General features: G+C 42.8%; 22 protein-coding genes. 12 read left to right on the plus strand and 10 right to left on the minus strand.

Features of this window, described 5'->3' with window-relative positions; genetic code table 11:
• Positions 1-63 precede the first annotated feature (63 nt).
• The 5 genes from ric (at position 64) to AC13FX_RS09855 (ending at position 4,886) form a co-directional block, all read left to right on the plus strand.
• Positions 64-759: an iron-sulfur cluster repair di-iron protein gene (gene ric, locus AC13FX_RS09835; protein WP_482880381.1), complete on the plus strand. Its 696-nt coding sequence runs from the start codon at positions 64-66 to the stop codon at positions 757-759.
• Between the two features lie 122 nt (positions 760-881).
• Positions 882-2,726, plus strand: coding sequence for a hypothetical protein (locus AC13FX_RS09840; protein WP_482880382.1), 1,845 nt, complete (start codon positions 882-884; stop codon positions 2,724-2,726).
• A gap of 68 nt (positions 2,727-2,794) precedes the next feature.
• Complete coding sequence (locus AC13FX_RS09845; protein WP_482880383.1) at positions 2,795-4,015, plus strand: hypothetical protein; 1,221 nt, start codon at positions 2,795-2,797, stop codon at positions 4,013-4,015.
• Positions 4,016-4,045: 30 nt separating this feature from the next.
• Entirely contained in the window at positions 4,046-4,480 is a 435-nt protein-coding gene (locus AC13FX_RS09850) for a hypothetical protein (protein ID WP_482880384.1), read from the plus strand.
• A 1-nt stretch (position 4,481) separates the two neighbouring features.
• The gene (locus tag AC13FX_RS09855) at positions 4,482-4,886 is read left to right on the plus strand and encodes a cbb3-type cytochrome c oxidase subunit I (protein WP_482880385.1); all 405 of its coding nucleotides are present in this window, start codon (positions 4,482-4,484) and stop codon (positions 4,884-4,886) included.
• A gap of 180 nt (positions 4,887-5,066) precedes the next feature.
• Here the strand turns inward: AC13FX_RS09855 and AC13FX_RS09860 are convergent, their stop codons facing one another.
• The 6 genes from AC13FX_RS09860 to AC13FX_RS09885 form a co-directional block, all read right to left on the minus strand.
• Complete coding sequence (locus AC13FX_RS09860) at positions 5,067-5,453, minus strand: DUF302 domain-containing protein (RefSeq protein ID WP_482880386.1); 387 nt, start codon at positions 5,451-5,453, stop codon at positions 5,067-5,069.
• A 59-nt stretch (positions 5,454-5,512) separates the two neighbouring features.
• Positions 5,513-5,992: a Dps family protein gene (locus AC13FX_RS09865; protein WP_482880387.1), complete on the minus strand. Its 480-nt coding sequence runs from the start codon at positions 5,990-5,992 to the stop codon at positions 5,513-5,515.
• A gap of 16 nt (positions 5,993-6,008) precedes the next feature.
• Entirely contained in the window at positions 6,009-6,461 is a 453-nt protein-coding gene (locus tag AC13FX_RS09870; RefSeq protein WP_482880388.1) for an OsmC family protein, read from the minus strand.
• On the minus strand, positions 6,458-6,784 hold the full coding sequence (trxA, locus tag AC13FX_RS09875) for a thioredoxin (RefSeq protein ID WP_482880389.1): 327 nt from the start codon (positions 6,782-6,784) through the stop codon (positions 6,458-6,460). The genes AC13FX_RS09870 and trxA overlap by 4 nt, the downstream gene beginning before the upstream one ends.
• Before the next feature lie 5 nt (positions 6,785-6,789).
• Positions 6,790-7,050, minus strand: coding sequence for a hypothetical protein (locus tag AC13FX_RS09880; RefSeq protein ID WP_482880390.1), 261 nt, complete (start codon positions 7,048-7,050; stop codon positions 6,790-6,792).
• A 123-nt stretch (positions 7,051-7,173) separates the two neighbouring features.
• The gene (locus AC13FX_RS09885) at positions 7,174-7,779 is read right to left on the minus strand and encodes a Crp/Fnr family transcriptional regulator (protein ID WP_482880391.1); all 606 of its coding nucleotides are present in this window, start codon (positions 7,777-7,779) and stop codon (positions 7,174-7,176) included.
• 211 nt (positions 7,780-7,990) lie between these two features.
• On the opposite strand from AC13FX_RS09885, the gene AC13FX_RS09890 reads away from it, so the two are divergent.
• The 7 genes from AC13FX_RS09890 (at position 7,991) to AC13FX_RS09920 (ending at position 14,426) form a co-directional block, all read left to right on the plus strand.
• Entirely contained in the window at positions 7,991-8,470 is a 480-nt protein-coding gene (locus AC13FX_RS09890; protein WP_482880392.1) for a c-type cytochrome, read from the plus strand.
• A 43-nt stretch (positions 8,471-8,513) separates the two neighbouring features.
• Positions 8,514-10,490, plus strand: a complete 1,977-nt coding sequence (nosZ, locus tag AC13FX_RS09895) for a Sec-dependent nitrous-oxide reductase (protein WP_482880393.1) — start codon at positions 8,514-8,516, stop codon at positions 10,488-10,490.
• A 79-nt stretch (positions 10,491-10,569) separates the two neighbouring features.
• Positions 10,570-11,139: a hypothetical protein gene (locus tag AC13FX_RS09900; RefSeq protein WP_482880394.1), complete on the plus strand. Its 570-nt coding sequence runs from the start codon at positions 10,570-10,572 to the stop codon at positions 11,137-11,139.
• 43 nt (positions 11,140-11,182) lie between these two features.
• Complete coding sequence (locus AC13FX_RS09905) at positions 11,183-11,656, plus strand: nitrous oxide reductase accessory protein NosL (RefSeq protein WP_482880395.1); 474 nt, start codon at positions 11,183-11,185, stop codon at positions 11,654-11,656.
• Positions 11,657-11,689: 33 nt separating this feature from the next.
• On the plus strand, positions 11,690-12,931 hold the full coding sequence (locus tag AC13FX_RS09910; protein WP_482880396.1) for a nitrous oxide reductase family maturation protein NosD: 1,242 nt from the start codon (positions 11,690-11,692) through the stop codon (positions 12,929-12,931).
• On the plus strand, positions 12,928-13,638 hold the full coding sequence (locus tag AC13FX_RS09915; RefSeq protein ID WP_482880397.1) for an ABC transporter ATP-binding protein: 711 nt from the start codon (positions 12,928-12,930) through the stop codon (positions 13,636-13,638). Before AC13FX_RS09910 ends, AC13FX_RS09915 begins: the two co-directional genes overlap by 4 nt.
• Positions 13,635-14,426 (plus strand): ABC transporter permease subunit, encoded by a 792-nt coding sequence (locus AC13FX_RS09920; RefSeq protein ID WP_482880398.1) that lies wholly within the window; start codon positions 13,635-13,637, stop codon positions 14,424-14,426. Before AC13FX_RS09915 ends, AC13FX_RS09920 begins: the two co-directional genes overlap by 4 nt.
• 392 nt (positions 14,427-14,818) lie before the next feature.
• Here the strand turns inward: AC13FX_RS09920 and AC13FX_RS09925 are convergent, their stop codons facing one another.
• The 4 genes from AC13FX_RS09925 to AC13FX_RS09940 all read right to left on the minus strand — a co-directional run bounded on the left by AC13FX_RS09925 (position 14,819) and on the right by AC13FX_RS09940 (position 19,050).
• Positions 14,819-17,038: a TonB-dependent receptor gene (locus tag AC13FX_RS09925; RefSeq protein ID WP_482880399.1), complete on the minus strand. Its 2,220-nt coding sequence runs from the start codon at positions 17,036-17,038 to the stop codon at positions 14,819-14,821.
• A 73-nt stretch (positions 17,039-17,111) separates the two neighbouring features.
• Entirely contained in the window at positions 17,112-17,918 is an 807-nt protein-coding gene (locus AC13FX_RS09930; RefSeq protein WP_482880400.1) for a FixH family protein, read from the minus strand.
• Positions 17,919-18,024: 106 nt separating this feature from the next.
• A complete protein-coding gene (locus AC13FX_RS09935) occupies positions 18,025-18,468 on the minus strand; it encodes a hypothetical protein (protein ID WP_482880401.1) in 444 nt (147 codons plus the stop codon).
• A gap of 135 nt (positions 18,469-18,603) precedes the next feature.
• A complete protein-coding gene (locus tag AC13FX_RS09940) occupies positions 18,604-19,050 on the minus strand; it encodes a hypothetical protein (RefSeq protein ID WP_482880402.1) in 447 nt (148 codons plus the stop codon).
• Between the last annotated feature and the right edge of the window lie 13 nt (positions 19,051-19,063).

Here is a 19,063-nt window from a genome sequence, read left to right on the forward strand (position 1 = left end):
TAGGCATCATATTCAAAAAAATTTAACTTTAATTAAGACAAAATACTCTTAAAACATAATATCATGAAAAGTTTATCACAAAAACCGGTTGGTGAAATTGTAGCCGAAGATTATAGAACAGCGCAGGTACTCAGGTCTTTTGGACTTGATTTTTGTTGCGGTGGCGGAAAAACGTTAGAGAAGGCGTGTACTTCCAAAAAGATCGAGATCAACAAAGTTGTAAATGAATTGGAATCACTTAAGACAACAGGAGGATCAGAGCATAACTATAATGAGTGGTCCCTCGACTTTCTGGCCGACTATATCGTAAATAATCACCACAGCTTTGTACGTAAAATGTTACCTGAACTCGCTTTTTATGCAGAAAAAGTATCCCGCGTTCATGGCGACAGAGATCCGGAATTAAATGAGATCCGGGAGTTGGTCTATGTATTAAGGCAAGAAATGTTAGCACATCTGCAAAAAGAGGAAGAAGAACTATTTCCGCAGATCAAAGAATTGGTTCGCGAAAACAAAACAGGATCAGTAAAAGAAGTTATTGTAGAAGCTCTTGAAGATGAACACGACAGTGCCGGTGAGATCATGGCAAAGATCGAAGCGTTGACCAATGGATTCAACCCTCCTTCAAATGCCTGTTCGTCTTACAGGGTACTTTTCCAAAACCTTCAAGGTTTCCAGGATGATCTCCACAAGCATGTTCATTTAGAGAATAATATCCTGTTCCCAAAAGCTCTGGATCTTGAAAAAAGACTGAATTAAGCCTACGATCGAGACCGGTCACTATAGCTTGGTTTTGGAGTAAGTGACCGGCTTTTATAACCCGATCTACTTCATCATGCCTTCATATTTAAAGGATATCATAAATTGGGTTATGGCGTATCATGATCCGCAAATATACCTATGATTATATGCAAAATTCACTTCATACATTTTCAATTCCCGTAATGGGAACCGGACATTCCATTGACTCACCAATACGAGTTGCCCCATATGGTATCAACTCCGTTATTTCAATAGTTGATGACCTGCTTGTTGAGCGTATCCGAAAACATTACTCAAAATTATTTAACCTCCCATATACAAATATTCCGCGCAATGCTGAGGATGGAAGAGCCAAACGTATCACGGCTTATCTCGATATGGTACAGGACCTGGTTCAGCAGAAATTTGAGGAAATTAAAGCTCAGCCCTTTTTTGAGGAAAACGAAAAGGCAAAGTATTTCGAAATGCTTCCTACATCCTCAGAACTTAGAAACATGTATCTGAACCTGATCGGTTCGCCAAATACAGAAAACGCGGATGACCTTTCTCTTAGGTTAACTGAAAGCATGAAAGCCGGCTCAATTGATGTAAATATTATGGCTAAGGTGGATGGATTCAGTTATACGAACAATGGACAGCCCATGACATCCGAATACAGTGATGGGAGTGCTGCGCTTAGAGGATTTGCGAACAGCAAGGTTTCATCAAGCCTGATACTATCAGCTGGATTTAACCCAAGGTTATATAATTATCTGGCTGAATTTGAAGACTTTTACAGGGATATAAAGGGAAACATCAAGAAAAAGATCATACTCAAGGTCAGTGACTTTCGGTCAGCTTTGATCCAGGGTAAGTATCTTGCAAAAAAAGGACTTGAAGTATTTGAGTACAGGATCGAATCAGGTTTGAATTGCGGTGGGCATGCCTTTGCATCCGACGGCTATTTGCTTCCGGCGTTGTTGAAAGAATTCAAGGATAAAAGAGACATGCTCAGTTCGGCTATTCAGCCACTGATCAAAAACTTTTATGAAGAAAATCGAGAAGGAGGCTTTGATCCTTCCTGGGATCTGAATGAGCCGCGCCTGACGGTTCAAGGAGGGATAGGCACCAATGGCGAGGCAAATCGCCTGCTGCAAGATTTCGAGATGGATGCTACGGGATGGGGAAGTCCCTTTCTGATGGTTCCGGAAGCTACCACAGTAGATGAGTCCACCATGAAGTTGCTTATGGATGCCAAAGAAGAAGATCTATACCTCAGTGGGGTGTCTCCATTGGGTGTACCGTTCAATAATGTTCGAAATACCGGCTCAGAAAAGTGGCATAAAGAGCGCATTGAAAAGGGAAAACCGGGATCGCCATGTCCAAAAGGATTTCTGGAATCGAATACTGAGTTTACTGAGAATCCGATCTGTACGGCATCCACGCATTATCAGCTATTGAAGATCAATCAGATCAATGAAAGTGAGGTTTCAGAAGAGCAGAAAGAAAAAGCCAGAAATAAAGTGCTAGATAAAGCCTGTTTGTGTGATCATCTGGGAAATGGAGCGTTAATTAGCCTGGGCATTTTGAAAGAACACCGGGCTCCACAAGCTATCTGTCCCGGACCAAATATTGCCTGGTTCGATCGTCAGTATTCTTTGAGAGAAATGACAGACCATATCTATGGGAGAACCAACATAGTTCCTGCAGAAAGACCCCATATGTTTGCAAAAGAAATGATCATGTATGTGGATTATCTGGAGGAACTTATTGAACAGTGCGAAGATCCGGCTGCGGACATGAAAAGCCTGACCCGGTTTAAGAACAACCTTGAAAAGGGGATGGAATATTGTGAGGAAATTGGCAGTTCTGGATCATATGAAGGAGAAAACCTGAACTCAATTCTTACAACTGTTGAAGGACAAAAAGCCCGGCTCTTTGCCATCTTTGAAAAATTTGAGGAAAAAGTAATGGTTGCGGAGTGAATCTTCATCCATCCTTAATGTAATTAGGGTAGGTTTTTTGAGGAATTACAACCATACAAATAATCAAAATGAATTCGCTGGCGAAAGATTCAAAGATCTGGCAATGGGCAATATTCAGTTTTATTCTTGCCGGCTTAACAGGGTTTTTATATAGACTCGGGTTTGTTACCACTTTGCCATTTGATCTAAATCTGGAAAATATCAGGCATGCCCATTCACACCTGATGTTCTTTGGATGGGCTTCCTTGTTACCACTGTATCTTATCAAGATACGGATGGTGCCCGGATATCATGCTGCAATTGGTGTTAAACTGATGAAAAGTGCACTTTGGAGTGTACTGATCTTCGGTGTGTTATCTTATCCATTCTTTATGATCTGGGGGTATCGTTCTGTGCCTGTAAATGGAATATTTTTACCATTTTCAACCATTCTTTCAGGTTTGGTTATGGTTGGCTGGTATGTTTTCATAGCCGGTTATCTGATGACCCGATTTCGAAAGAGTGATCATACCCCTAATGTATGGTTTGAAGGGGCTTTAGTGATGCTTTTTATTAGTTCATTGGGGGCATGGGGTGTGGGTGCTGTGGAAATGTTCAACTTTGGCGGACCGTTACTGGGTAAAGCGCTAACCCATTTCTTTTTGGCCACATTTGTTGAAGGATGGGTGGTTCTGGTACTGCTTGGGTTGATATCAGAATCGTTAGGCATGCAGGATAACGATTATGTGATTTCTCCGACTATTCTGGTAGGGCTGATTGCATGTGGGGCGCCACTGACCTTCCCGTACGGAATTTCAGAATCAATGATGGATCTGAATTTGTCAGTTACCGCACGAATTGGTGGAGTACTTATTGCAGAAGGAGTTCTGCTTTACCTTTATTCGGTTCTACAAAGAAAGGATAGCATCAGTAAGATCTGGATATGGCCGCTTGCCTTACTCGCATTGAAGTCTTTAATGCAGATCATAGCCGCTGTTATGCCTGCAGATCTATGGTTATCAGAACATGGTATTCGAATCCTTTACCTTCATGTACTACTATTAGGAGGCTTTTCATTAGGCATAACAGCCTATATGGCCCAGGAAGTGGGGCTCAAGCCAATGTACTTTTATGGGATCCTGGTCTCAGTATTTATACTATTGTTTAGTCTGCTTTGGATGACGAGTCTTTGGCCTCTCTTTTTAAGTGGTGTGTGGATCTACACAGCTATGACGGTTGTTGCAATATTACCTGTAATTGCTATGTTATGGTATTGGTTTGGCCTTAGAAAGGCTGTCCAGGAATTATAGTGTGCACAAAAGTTATTTTCGTATATGCCTTTGACCACCCGCTTATTTATCAAGTCAGGTTTAATTTATTTCCTGATCTCATTGGGTTTGGGAGTTTTGATCCAAATTGATTCATTTCAATATTCCGGTATGAGCCCAATGTTCTGGCATGCCCTTATGGTCGGATGGATCACGCAGATCATTATTGGGGTATCAACCTGGATGTTTCCCGGTCGGATCAAGGAAGAAAGTTTCCGAAATCAAAAATGGGAATGGATCGCTTTTATTGGATTGAATACCGGTTTGCCGATTAGATTTTTAGCAGAACCAATGAGCTCAGCCTTTGATGTTTCTTTTTGGAGCTATCTACTCATTATATCATCCATTTTACAATTTATTGGGATCCTAAGTTATGTGATAGGTATCTGGCCAAGGGTGCAATCTAAACAACAGCGTCGGCAGAAGCGCGCAAAAGCCTCAGCATGAGATGCCTCTAGTAAGCCGAATACTTATAAAAGCCTCTTTTATTTACCTGACGGTTGGCCTGCTAATAGGAGTGTTGATGCTTATCAACAAGGCGATCTTTATCTCTCCTGTGTTTTGGTTTCTGATTCCGGCGCATATCGAGATCATGATCTTCGGTTGGATCATACAGTTTACACTCGGCGTGGCCTATTGGATACTCCCTCGATATCTCGAGGATAAAGGCAGAGGGTCAAAACGATTAGCCTACATGATCCCGATCCTTTTGAATATAGGGATCGTGATCATGGTCTCATCAGATCTGTTAAACTGGAACGGGATGAAGATAACGGGAAGATCATTTGAGCTAATAGCGGTTCTGACCTTCGTTATTCTGCATTGGAAAAGGGTGGTTACTTACAATAAGTAAGTACAACTGAGTTAAGAATCATTGGGTGTTATCCAAATCAACACGAAGGTTGACATTAAAAATAATTCATAATGTGTGCCAAATTCAGATACAAAAAAATCCCGTTTGATATTTTATCCGTGTGGATTACAAAATGACAAACAGGATTGTAAAACCGTCATAGATCGAAAGTGATAGTCTTTATAGTCGGTCTATGGCTTTTTTAAGCATATCCCGAACGTTAGTAGCCACTTCACCCAGTTCGTCATTTTCGATGGCTTGCATAGATGCCACCGGATCAACAGCAGAAACTTCCACCTTACCGTCTTCATGTTCCTGAACGATCACATTACACGGTAACATGAGTCCTATATGACCTTCTGCCTGAAGGGCCTTGTAGGCGTTAGGTGGATTACAGGCTCCCAAAATCCGGTATTTTCGGAAATCTACATCCAGCTTTTTCTTGAGAGTTTCTTTGATATCGATCTCTGTCAACACGCCAAAACCCTCTTCTTTGAGTGCAGCTGTTGTTTTTTCAATAGCCTCATCAAAGCCAAGATCTACAGTTTTACTAAAATGGTACGACATAATTTATCCTCATTTAAATGAATTCAATATTCTTACAAATTACAATCAGTGAGATATGATCACACTTTGTGGGCGTATGAAGAGTACATCCAAACAAGTTTCTCCTGCTCAGTGATATAATCACTCATCATAGCATTTGTGCCTTCATCTTCGGCCTCATCGGACAGATCAAGGATCTCACGCTGTAAGGAAATTAACGCTTTAAAAGAATCAAGAATTTCATCTACGGCTTTTTCTCCCTTAATGACTTTGTCGCTTTCTTTGATCAATGATTTTGAAACATACTCAGAATACCGGTGTTCCGGTGTGAAGCCCAGGGTCAGTATTCTTTCAGCAACGTCATCAATTTTAACGAAAAGATCGTTGTACAGCTCTTCAAATTTTAAATGGAGCTCAAAGAAGCTCTTACCTTTGATGTTCCAGTGATAGCCTCTTGTGTTCTGATAAAAAACGGTATAACTGGCTAAAAGTACACCAAGTTTTTCTGCCAGTTTTTTTGATTTGTCTTTATCAAGCCCAATGTTGTTTAAGTTACTCATAATGTTCTCTCTATATTTAATTTAATGCCGCTACGGCAATAGTTGGTTCAAGTTTAACCTCAGTTTTAATTGAACGCGTAATGAGGCAGGCTTCTTCCGCCTTTTGTAATATTCTTAATGCTTTGTCCTTTTGGTTTTCATCTTGTATTACCAATTTTGGACTCAAAACGATCTCTGTGATGGCAAACTTCCCTGTTTCATTACTCATGAGTCCTGTAGCCGGAACAGTGAGTTCTTCGAATTTTAGTTTTGAATATTCTGCAATGGCTGTAAAGGTGGTCATGAAGCAACTACTTACAGAGGCTACGAATAAATGCTCCGGACTCCATATACCCTCTACACCACCCGGAAATTCTGGAGGTGTTGCAACCTCGATCCTATCATCAAGCTTGTCGGAACTCAATATTCCTATGCGACCTTCTTTCCATTTCAGGTCAACATCATAATTATGTTTTTCGAGTTTACTCATACCTGCTCCAGTTTCTGTTCAATGATCCGTTGTAATTGTGGCATCTGAACCACGCCGGCTTGTTGCCATAGCAACTCTCCTTTTTTGAAAAGGATCAAATTAGGAATTCCCCGCACCTGATATTTGATTGCAACATCAGGATTTCGCTCTGTATCAATTTTTATAATGTTCAGTTTATCACCCATTGCACTTTTTAATTGCTGCAGGATTGGGGTCATCATTTTGCAGGGGGCACACCAATCGGCATAAAAATCTACCAACACTGGTGTTTCGTCATTTATAATTTCGCTGAATGATTTTGGTTTTGCTTCAGTGCTTGCCATGGTCTTTATTTAACCTCAGTAAATTTAATTTCTTTATCATGTTCAGATCCGTTTTCAGAGATATCGGTTTGTGGAACTCCACACGACTGTGACACCATACAACCTGTATTGGTCACAGCCTGAAAGATGAAAAAACCGCTGAATAAACCTGTTACGGCATCCTGATACCATATAGCCATAATGCCTAAAAATATCCCGATGGATAGGGCAACCCACCGCATAGTATGCCAATTAGAAAACATGGTTTCTTTGTTTATCGAACTCATAGTTATAGATAGTCTTTTATTATGAAGGTTATATTAACCCTTATGAGATACAAACTCAGTGACATTTATCACACTTGAACACCCAACACTCTGGATCGAATAGCCAACGATTAACTGAGTGGGTTATGATGGGTTGGTGAGGGTGATTCGGTTTCTTCCAAGTTCCACGAGCCCCTCACTTTCCATTTGTTTGAGCAGGCGTGAAATGACTTCCCTGGCCGTACCAAGCTCCTGACTTAATTGTTCATGTGTGATCTTAATGTCTCTGCTGCCTGACACCTGGGCTTTTTTTTCAAGAAACTGCAGTAACCTCTCATCCATCTTCTTGAAAGCGATGGCATTGACGACCTCAAGTAATTCCTCGAATCGTTTGTGATAGATCTGGAAGATGTAATTAAGCCATTTGGGATCTTTGCTCATCAATTCCCGAACTTTACCGATCTGAATGAAGACCACCTCGGTATCTTCTTCGGCTACAGCTTTAACTTTGCTGGTATCATTATACAAGGCCGCCAAAAAAGACATCACGCAGGTTTCACCTGGCTGCAAATAATACATGACCATTTCACGGAAATCATCATCTGATTGCATCACTTTTAAACTCCCATTCAATACAATTGGAATAGAATGAATGTGAGTATCTTCACTAACTATTACCTCGCCGGCTTTGAATTTTTTGGTGATCCCATAATTTTTTAGGGATGAACGATCTGGTAGAATTTGAGTCATGGTTTTGTCTGATTTTTAAATAAACCTACACAAAGTTTGGTTATCAATCCTGCCTAAAATATGGAAATGACTCTTAATTAAATCAGTTCTAAATACCTGGTGATTAGGTGTTTATTTGAAAAATTCACAAATACTTCACATAAAAAGGACAATTTTGTCTTATTAATAAAAGATAAAAATGTCTTTTAATTTTAAATCAGGTCAAATCATCATGAAGTTATCTAAAATAATGATCGCACTAAGTTTGTCACTCGCATTTATGCTAAGCGGTTGCGGAGGCAGCGGAGATGGGGGCGGTCAACAGCAAACACAAGCTGAAAAACAACAGAACGAAAGCGGGTTATCTGATTTCGAGATGGAACATGGAATTGGTCCGGTTACTGAGACGATCTCTTTAGGGGATGAAGTAGATATGGAGCTGGCACAAAAAGGGAAAGAGCTTTTTGAACTTAAGTGTTCAGCCTGCCATAGGGTAAACGAAAGGTATATCGGTCCTGCCATGAATGATGTATTGGAACGTCGTTCACCCACCTATGTCATGAATATGATCCTGAATCCGGATGGCATGACAAAGAATCACCCGGAAGCCAAGAAACTGCTTCAGGAATACATGAGCCCAATGCCGAATCAGGGATTATCACAGGAAGAGGCAAGAGCTATTGTAGAGTTTTTTGCATCTGATCTTGAGTAAAGAATTTTAAAAACCAACCCACCAATAAAAAAACAGGAATACTATGAAAGAACGAACGCACAGTCATCGTTTTTGGATGCTACCTGCTGTAGTACTGTTAAGCGTTACGCTTTTCGGTTGTAATGGCAGTAACGGTAATTTCAGCTCCAACTCTGATGCTGCACAAAAAGTATATGTAGCTCCGGGCGAGCTCGATGAATTCTACGGATTTATGTCCGGAGGATATAACGGCCAGCTTGGAGTCTATGGACTACCATCAGGGCGCCACATTTTTACCGTGCCGGTCTTTTCACAGGCAGCCGTCAACGGATACGGTTACAGTGAAGAATCCAAGGCAATGCTTAACACTTCCCATGGATTTGTACCCTGGGGAGATGCTCACCACCCTGAATTATCTCAGACTAACGGTGAGACTGATGGGCGCTGGATCTTTATCAACGAGAATAATACTCCACGTGTAGCTCGTATCGGTCTGGATGAATTCAAGACCCAGGAGATCATTGAGATCCCTAACTCAGCCGGTAACCATGCATCTGCATTTGTAACTCCTAACACTGAATATGTGTCAGCTGCTACACGTTTCAGTATCCCAATGGATGAAAACATGCAGGGAATGGATGTATCAATTGATTCTTACAAGGATACCTTCAAAGGAACGCTCTCTTTCATTAAAGTTTCTGAAGAAGGAAAAATGAATATCGATTTCCAGATCCTGATGCCGGGATTTGATTATGATCTGTCACACGCCGGAAAAGGTCCATCTGACGGTTGGGCTTTCTTTACCAGCTATAACAGCGAGCAGGCTCATACCTTGCTGGAGATCAATGCTTCAAAAAACGATAAGGATTTTATAGCCGCTATAAACTGGAGAAAAGCAGCTGAGTATGTGAAAGAGGGTAAAGGTAAAATGATGCCCGGGAAGCATGTACGTAATTACATTGATCATGAAGAAGGGGGTATCGCCAAATCTGAGACTATCGATGAAGTACGCGTTTTAGATCCACGTGAACTGGAAGGCATTGTGTACTTCCTGCCAACTCCTAAATCTCCACACGGAGTGGATGTTGACCCAACAGGTCAGTACATCATTGCCGGTGGAAAACTTTCAACCGTTATTCCGGTTCACTCTTTTGACAAGATGATCAACGCTATTGAAAGCGAAGATTATGAGGGTGAGGTAATGGGTATTCCGGTACTGAAGTATGATTCAATTCTTCATGGTGAAGTTCAAGATCCTGGCCTGGGACCTCTGCATACCGAGTTTGACGGTAAGGGGTATGCTTATACCACCGCGTTCATTTCTTCCGAAGTTGTGAAGTGGGATATCGAAAATACACAGGTAGTGGATCGTATTGACACCTACTATTCACCGGGTCACCTTATGATCCCTGGTGGGGACAGTCAAAAGCCGGATGGTAAATATTTGGTTGCTCTTAACAAGATCACCAAAGACCGTTATCTGCCAACAGGTCCAGAGATGTTCCACTCAGCTCAGCTGATCGATATTTCCGGAGATAAGATGCAGCTACTGCTTGACTTCCCAACGGAAGGTGAGCCTCACTATGCTCAGGGTATTGCAGCTGAGAAAGTGATGGAACGTCAGAAACGCTTCTACAAGCTTGAAGACAACACTCACCCATATCGTGCAACCAGTGAAGCCCAAACCAAGATCGAGCGCAACGGAAATGAAGTTCATGTTTACATGACCACGATCCGTAGTCACTTTGCACCTGATAACATTGAGGGTATCAAAGTGGGCGATAAAGTGTACTTCCATGTCACTAACCTTGAGCAGGATTGGGATGTACCGCACGGTTTTGCGATCAAAGGGGCAAACAATGCTGAATTGTTGATCATGCCGGGTGAAACATTGACACTAACCTGGGAGCCCAAAGAAGTAGGTGTATTCCCATTCTATTGCACAGATTTCTGTTCAGCCCTTCACCAGGAAATGCAGGGTTATGTGAGAGTATCTCCTGAAAACTCTGATATAGATTTTAAATACGGAACTGGTCAATGATGATTTGACCTCCATCATGGTTGGGGAGCTGATACCTCCCCAGCCTTTTCAAAAATATTATTTTATAAACGAGGTAACCATGAAGACATCACACAAAATTTGGATGGCGGTAGCTGCACTCTTATTGATCGGAGTATACCTCGTTCCCATTTGGAGCATAGGTATGGAAGCTCCTCAATACCCGGAAGGGATCGGGATGAATATCATGGTCGACAACATTGAAGGTAAGCAACCCAATGACCTGAAGAACATTAATGGGTTGAACCACTACATAGGCATGAAACCTATTGAACCCGCTTCGATCCCTGAATTAATGGTCATGCCCTACATCTTTGGGTTTTTGATCATAACAGGTTTGATCATAGCAGCCACCGGTAAACGTAAACTAATCTTATTCTGGCTGGGCATCTTCATTCTATTGGCCATAGCAGGTATGGTTGATTTTTATTTGTGGGGATATGATTACGGACATAATCTAAATCCGGATGCCCCTATAAAAGTCCCGGGCATGACCTATCAACCACCGTTGCTGGGTAGTAAGCAATTGCTGAATATCAATGCAACCTCACTGCCACATATCGGTTTTTATTTTGCATTACTTTCAATGAGTATAGCAGGATTGGTTTGGTGGAAAAGTGGTGAGAAATGAACCAGATCCAGAAGAATTTATATTAAATAAATGGAGGTCGGTTATGAGGTTAAATAAACATATCAGGTACGCATTCTACGCAGTGGGATTGCTGTTATTTGTGTCAGCCTGTAGTCAGGAACCGGCTGAAATTCATTATGCAAGTGATGAATGCGCTCACTGTAAGATGATGATCACTGATGATCAATTTGCCTCTCAACTGGTGACAGACAAAGGTAAAGCCCTGAAATTTGATGCTATTGAATGTATGGCCGTCTACCACCGTGAAAACGAAGAGGAATTGAAAGGTGCCAGACTTTGGGTCAGTAACTATAATGATCCGGGCACCTGGCTGGATGCTATTGAAGCTCAATACGTAAAGAGCGAAGTGATCAAAAGTCCTATGGGTGAATCATTGTTAGCCCTGCCGACTAAAGAGGTCGCTGAAGAACATATAAGTGAAAGACCGGGGCGATTACTGCTCTGGAGTGAGGTTTCCCAAACCAAGATGAAAATGGGCATGGGAATGCGAAAGTAGCATTCCGATACAACAGTAAATGGAGGTCAAAAATTGAAAGGTTTAAAACAAATAACCCTGGCAGGAGTATTTCTGCTCATCGGGTCTGTGGTTTCTGCACAAACGGTTACGGTTTCTCCCGGTGGCAAAGTTAAGACCATTGCTGAGGGTCTGGAGTTAGTACAGCCGAACGACACCCTTATCATAGATCAGGGAATCTACCGGGAACACAACCTGATGGTGGATAAACCGGTAACTATCATTGGTGAAGGTCGCCCGGTACTGGATGGCGAAAAGAAAGGGTTTATCCTGGTCATAACCGCAGATGATGTAACTGTGAAAGGCCTGGAAGTTCGGAATACGAGTACCAGTTTTATGGAAGATTATGCCGGCATTCTCATAGAAAAAACCCGGAATACGGTGATTGAAGACAACCGACTCATCGATAATTTCTTTGGGATCTATCTGGCTGAAACCGATAAAGCAGTGATACGGAATAACTATCTTTCAGCTTCGGGAGAACGGGAGACCTCTTCAGGAAATGGCATTCACCTGTGGTACAGTAAAGACACAAAAATTGAAGACAACTACGTCCGGGGTCACCGTGACGGGCTGTATTTTGAATTTGTTGATGGGGCAAACATTTCCAATAATCTAAGTGAAGAAAATATCCGGTATGGCATTCACTTCATGTATTCTGACAACTGCAGTTATGTGGAAAATACCTTCAGGGATAATGGAGGAGGGGTAGCGGTGATGTATACCTCGAATGTTGAGATCATCGGTAATCGGTTTGAGGATAACTGGGGTTCTTCTGCTTATGGTATGCTATTGAAAGAGATCAACCGCAGCAGGATCGAAGACAATCATTTTGAAAATAACTCAGTAGGGCTTTATATAGAGGCCACCAGCCGAAATGAAGTTAAAGGAAACACCTTTCGTCAAAATGGCTGGGCGGTTAAACTGATGGCAAATTCCACTGACAATATTTTCAGTGAGAATAACTTCATTGCCAATTCCTTTGAAGTATCTACCAACAGCCGCCGGAATTTTAATGAGTTTACAGGGAATTACTGGAGTCAATATGAAGGCTACGACCTGGACCGGGATGGAGTTGGCGATGTGCCGCATCACCCGGTGCGATTGTTTACCATTTTGGTTGAAAAACAGCCGCAGTCCTTACTGCTACTCAGAAGTCTGCTGATCGATATCCTCGATGCCGCAGAAAAAGTAATGCCGGCTCTTACTCCGGAAACCCTCATTGACATCAAGCCACAAATGGATCAGCTACCATGATTGAATTAAAAGGATTAAAAAAGAACTTTGGTCGGTTAACCGTTCTGGATGACCTTGATCTGGAAATTCCTTCAGGTCAAGCCACCGGCATTGTGGGCCCTAACGGTTCAGGAAAAACAACCACTATCAAGAGCATACTGGGGCTGGTCAAACCTACAGAAGGTGAGATAAGGATCAACGGCGAGCTGGTAAATAACCGGTGGGAATACCGGGATAAGATCGGTTATATGCCACAAGTGGCCCGGTATCCTGAAAACATGACTGTAGAAGAGTTATTCAGGTTCATTAAAAATATCAGGGGTGGCCAAACTTCTTCTGAAGAAGAATTGATCAGACACTTTGGTTTGGAATCGGAACTCAAAAAACGCATGCGAACACTTTCCGGGGGTAACCGACAGAAAGTTGGGGCCGTGTTATCCATGATGTTCGATCCGGATATCCTCATCTTTGATGAGCCCACAGCAGGACTGGATCCGCGCTCAAGCGTACAGTTCAAGAAAAAAGTGAGAGAACTCAAGGATCAGGGTAAGACCATCATGCTGACCACGCACATTATGAGTGAGATCGAGGAGCTGGCTGATCACCTGATCTTTATTGTGGAGGGCAAGATCAAATACCACGGACCGATGGATGAACTACTGAATGAACATAAAGAACAGCGCTTAGAAGGAGCTGTTGCCAAAATGATGGAGGAGGAAGCCGCATGAAAGCTCTAACTATTTTAAACTACCAGTGGAAAGACCTGATCCGTGGAAAATGGATCTTTGGATATGCACTGATCTACTTACTGATCACGGATGCACTCATTCGATTTGGCGGAGCCGGTCCAAAAGCCTTACTCAGTATTTCTAATGTGATGCTGCTTTTGATCCCACTCGTTGGAATGATCTATGGTGCGTTATACCTATATCAATCCCGTGAATTTACTGAACTGCTGTTGGCTCAACCTTTGGACCGAAAAATCCTTTTTTGGGGATTGTATGGTGGTTTAGCGGTACCTCTATCGGCTGCATTTATTCTGGGCACCTTATTGCCGATGCTTTATAACGGCATGTTCTTTGGTGAACAGATCGCTTCCATTCTACTGTTACTGGGCTTAGGATTGATCCTGACACTCTTATTTACCGGGATCGGATTTTGGCTGGGACTTGTCTTCTTTGAAGACCGCATCAAGGGTCTTGGTTTTGCCCTGGTTGGCTGGTTATTTCTGGCCGTTCTGTATGACGGACTGGTACTTCTGACCATTTTTGTACTGGGCGATTATCCCATCGAAAAACCGATGCTGGCCTTGACCATGCTGAACCCGATCGATCTGGCACGAATTACCGTGTTATTAGAGTTTGATATCTCTGCTTTGATGGGTTACACCGGTGCTGTGTTCAACCGTTTTTTCGGTACTTTCTATGGGATGATCACAGCTGTTGCAAGTATGCTTATCTGGCTTGTCCTTCCGCTTTATGGGGCAACCAAAAGATTCCGTAAAATGGATTTTTGATAGCCATTTAGTTAGATCGTTACAGGAGATCCGCCTTATGGATAAGCCTGTTCAGGTTAGTGAACAATTTGGATTTATGGCATGGAGAGATGCAACCAAACTGTAATTAACTAATTTTTTAACCGCAGAGGACACAGAGGACTTGCTGAGTCCGCAAGGTTTAATAGTTTGTTGGCAAAAATGGAGCGACATTGCAGCATCCTTAGGGTGTGCGTGCATTGTGACTCGAACGCTGCGAGGTCTTGGGGACGCTCGCAGGTTCTTATATTAGTTCTTTATCTTACATTCAAAATGGTTGGACCTCTAAAGCTCCAATCCCAAAAAATAAAACCCCTCTCCGCTTTTACACGAAGAGAGGTTTCCTCTTAACCAACCAACCATCGATCAATTCGTTAGAATTGATAACTTAGGGATATCATTAAATTTCGTCCGGCTTCGGGAATGTTTCCTATGCTGGTGTGGGTGTGATAGTAGTGATCCAGTATGTTATTCAGGCTTACTATGCTTGTCAGGTCACCGTCCATCCATCTGCGTTCAAATGTGAGATTGAATATTCCGTAGGCACCGGTTTGGTCCTCAATAGAAGAGATCTCTGCAATTCTGTTTTGTTCCGCAGCCCATTCAAGATCAGCCATGAACATGTTTCTACCCCGGTGAAAGTGTAATGTGGTATTTCCCTTCAGGGGTGGTATGAGGGGTAACGGCTCATCAAGTGTTTGATTGTGGGCATAGAGATAGGAGAGTCTGTTTTCCAGGGTGATCATCATCCCCAGATCGTTAAAGCTTCGGAATTCTCCCCCTGTAATGACGGCATCTCCCACATTGGCATATTGCTTGAAGCGGAAATCATTACTGCCGGAATCGGTTCCTAACACACCATCTATATAATTGAAATACTGTTTGTGAAACAGGGTGAATGAAAGGGAATGTCCGGTTGTCTCCCAGGTAGCGTTTAGGTCCGTATTGATGCTGCGCTCGGTTTTCAGCCAGGGGTTACCATCATAGAAAAACCCATCGGTGTAGTTATAGATGTAATGACCGAATAATTCCATGTGGTTCCCCATGCGCTCGGAGTAAACCAGGCTTCCGGAAAGACTCCAGTTATTGTTGAGCATCCAGAGCAGACTGCCTGATCCAGAGAGCAAGAATTTGGAACGTGTACCGGGCGCTTCTCCATAAAGTCCCTGAAAGAAGGAGGCATGAGATTCACTGTCCGTTCTGAGTGTCTTATATCGGATGCTCTCCTCGATCTTCATCAATACATTGTCCGACAGTTGAATACGGTGTCTGAAACCCAGGCTTGCGTTGTTGGTCTTAACTTCATCAAGGTTGTAAATGAGCATATCCTGAATGGATGGATCAAGGCTTTCCATAAGCATGTCACCGAAAGCATCAGACATGTAAGCGTCCATAAACCAATCGAATTGATGGTCGAAAAAGGTGGCTGCTCCATTCAATTTGGCACCATAGGTAGTAGTGGTGCCATACATGGGCATGTACATGCCTCTCATGACCTGTCGGTTTGCCACATCCCGGCCATAATCATCCATCCAGTGCCGGACACCGTTGGCGTACACCTGCGCAGTGTTGAATTGAAAATCATTACTGGTTGGAGCAAAATTGAAGCGGATCTGCCCGATGTCTGCCAAAGCTTTTGTGGCATCCATAAGCAGGGCAGGGTAGCCGATCTCATAGGCTTTATCCATGATATAACCGGCCTCCAGAGAATGCTGGGAAGGGAATGTATGGCGGTAGTTGACGTTCAGGTTTAATTTTTCGTACTGCGTGTTTTGTATGGTTTGATCGTTTCCGGCACGGAAATCATCGGCTTTTTTATAACTGCCTGAAAAACGCACGGCATTACGTCCTGAGGCATCTGAAGTGTTACCACTTAAGCTGACAGTTCTGTACTGATCGGGGGCACGGTATGAGGTGCTTAAATTAAAAGAGGTGGGGGCACTTTCTGCCTTTTGTGTGACCAGATTTACCGTGCTGACACCCGTTCCGTTTTGAGCCACACCACTTCCACTTTTATCGATCTGAAGCTTTGAGAGGTTATTGGTCTCCACATAGGATGTGATGGGGTCCATTTTATCGACACAGGCTTTGAATACCTGCATCCCGTCAATTACCAGGTTCATACGCTGATCACTTTGTCCCCGTACGGCCGGCTCCCATCCAAAAGCACCACGCTTGTTGGTGGAAACGCCATCAATATTATCGAGGAATTGATCCATGCCCTGATCCGCTGTCCGGTTATGGTAGGCGTGTACATTTTGTTCGCCTTCTTCATTGGCCAGAACCAGTAACTCGGTTTGATCCCTGAATACTTCAGGTTTTAGGTAGATCACCTCCATTCCCCACTGCAGATGGATACTTTTTGGGGCAAACCCAACGGCCGTGATCGTGAGGTGTGAGTATTTACCAAGATCGACAGTGAACATACCGTTGATATCCGTGACTGTGATCACGGAATTAGGACCGTCTTTTATGTGAGCTTGAACAATGGGTTCTTTGGTTGTCATATCCTCCACTTTCACGGATATCTGTTGAGCCATAAGTGTTTCCACTCCGGTGAACAACAGGCCAAGCATTAGGATTAAATGTTTCATGACCTCAGGATTTATAATGAAAATGAATAGCTGCCGGTCTTTTTTTTCCGGCAGCCTATCAATTAAACAGATGTTATTTGGCTATAACTGAATACTCGAATACCATTTCCGGCAGAGTATCATTTTCTACAACAAGCTCAACCGTGGTTGTCCACAGGCCGCTCATGCTGTAGTTGATGTCGCCCTCATAAAAACCATTACCAGTAGCCACAGGTGGTGTAAATGGTGTTGAATGTCCGGTTCCACCACCCATGTCCATGTATGGGTAAACGATCAGTTCCGCATCAGATACAGCCGGAAAGTTCATCATGGTTTCGCGAGTGTGTACCAAAAAGGTCAGGTCGTTATTACCACTCATTGGGCGTTGTGGCTCGAACCAGGTGACGAAGTATTTTTTTCCGTTGCCATCCTCTGTATTCATGATCTTCCATGAGGAGTTTACATCAACAGGCATTTCTCCTGAAATGTCTGAACCGGATTGGGTGGTGAATTGAAAATTGATGGTCCAGCTCCCCATATCTCCACTTGGCATGATGAACACCGCGAGGTTACTAAGGTAAGAGTCATCGATCGCGTCTATTTCGGGTTGATCGAAAGGCGTGGAGTGAGACATGGTTGCCATGTCCATGATCGGGGAAATGGTAAAACTTTGAGGCGTGATGGTATCATCACCCTGCTTGATCTTCCAGAAGAGCTGATTGGCTCCGATCTCAAGTTCATTTGTAGCCTCGAGAAATACCGTGTAGCCATCCACTGTGACTGAGTTTATGGGGATCAGATCCAGTTCGGGATCGTTGTTCTCGGAAGAATCACAGGAAACAGTAAAGACCAATAGTGCTGCTACGGCCATTAATCGGCCTAACATAGTTTGAATATTCATGATATAGAATGTTTAGTTTAATTGGGTAATTAAAAGAATAGGGTGAGTTGCTCTGATAGGGATCAGGACAACAGTTCACCTATGTAAATAAGAGGGGGGAATTAAACTAAACGCGGGGAGGCCGAAGCAGGTCTTTATACACCCCATTCAATGCTTGTTCAGCATGCAGGATGTATTCGATCTCTAGTTCACGGGGGTAAGCTTGAACGAAATCGGTTGTACAGGTGGCATTCACTTTGGATGAAAAGATCAGTGCCTGAGTGGTATCTGTACTATTATTGTGAGGAAGATCATAGAAACAAAATTCACCGTGAGTGTCTTCACCATGATGATCTTCGGTTGTAGCAGAGGTATTGTGGTGACAGGTACAAATGGTTTCACCTTCATCGATCTCACAACTGCAGAAAGTGATCTCACAATAGGTACCAGGCTCTTGTGAATGATTATGATCTAAGATGAGCCCGAAGCCTAACCACCCCACAATATTCCAAAGCAGCACCAAGAGGGTGGCGTAGCCGGTAATTTTGTGGTATGTACTATTCAGACTCATAACTCTTTAAATTACTCCATCAATATGAAGAAATGTTGAACCTAAAGATAATTGAATTTTACTAAATCCTGATGCCTTGTTACAACAATTAATTAATTTGGGTTGGGGTTGTAGCGGTATGAACTGGAAACCAAATCAGTTTGCAGACGCACGGGCCTGTATGATCTCATTTCTAAAACTGGCATGGCAGCTGACACATCCCTGCTGTATGATCTGATATTTATCCAATACGCTTTCCATATTACGTTCGGCAGCGGCTTCTTTTAGTGAATCAGCGGTATCATGAACCAACTTATCGTACTGTCCAAATGCCGGCATACGTTCTCCCAGGGTTTTCTTGACCAATGCTCTGGTTTCATCGGATAATGGGGGATGTTCGTTGATGGCCGCCGCTCCCTGTTCAATCAGCTTAAAATTCTCGGTATAGATACCTTCGTTGATGATCTGCATGTCAGCATAAATAAGCCGCATGATGGTTTGAAGATCCAGTGAATCATCTTGTGTCGGTTCATCAAAGGTCAAACCAGTGAGTATTGATCCTGAAATTAAAAGCAATAAAAGTACAGTGATTCGATTCTTCATAATTTTAGGTTTA

It is taken from the genome of Gracilimonas sp. B-17 (assembly GCF_056857935.1).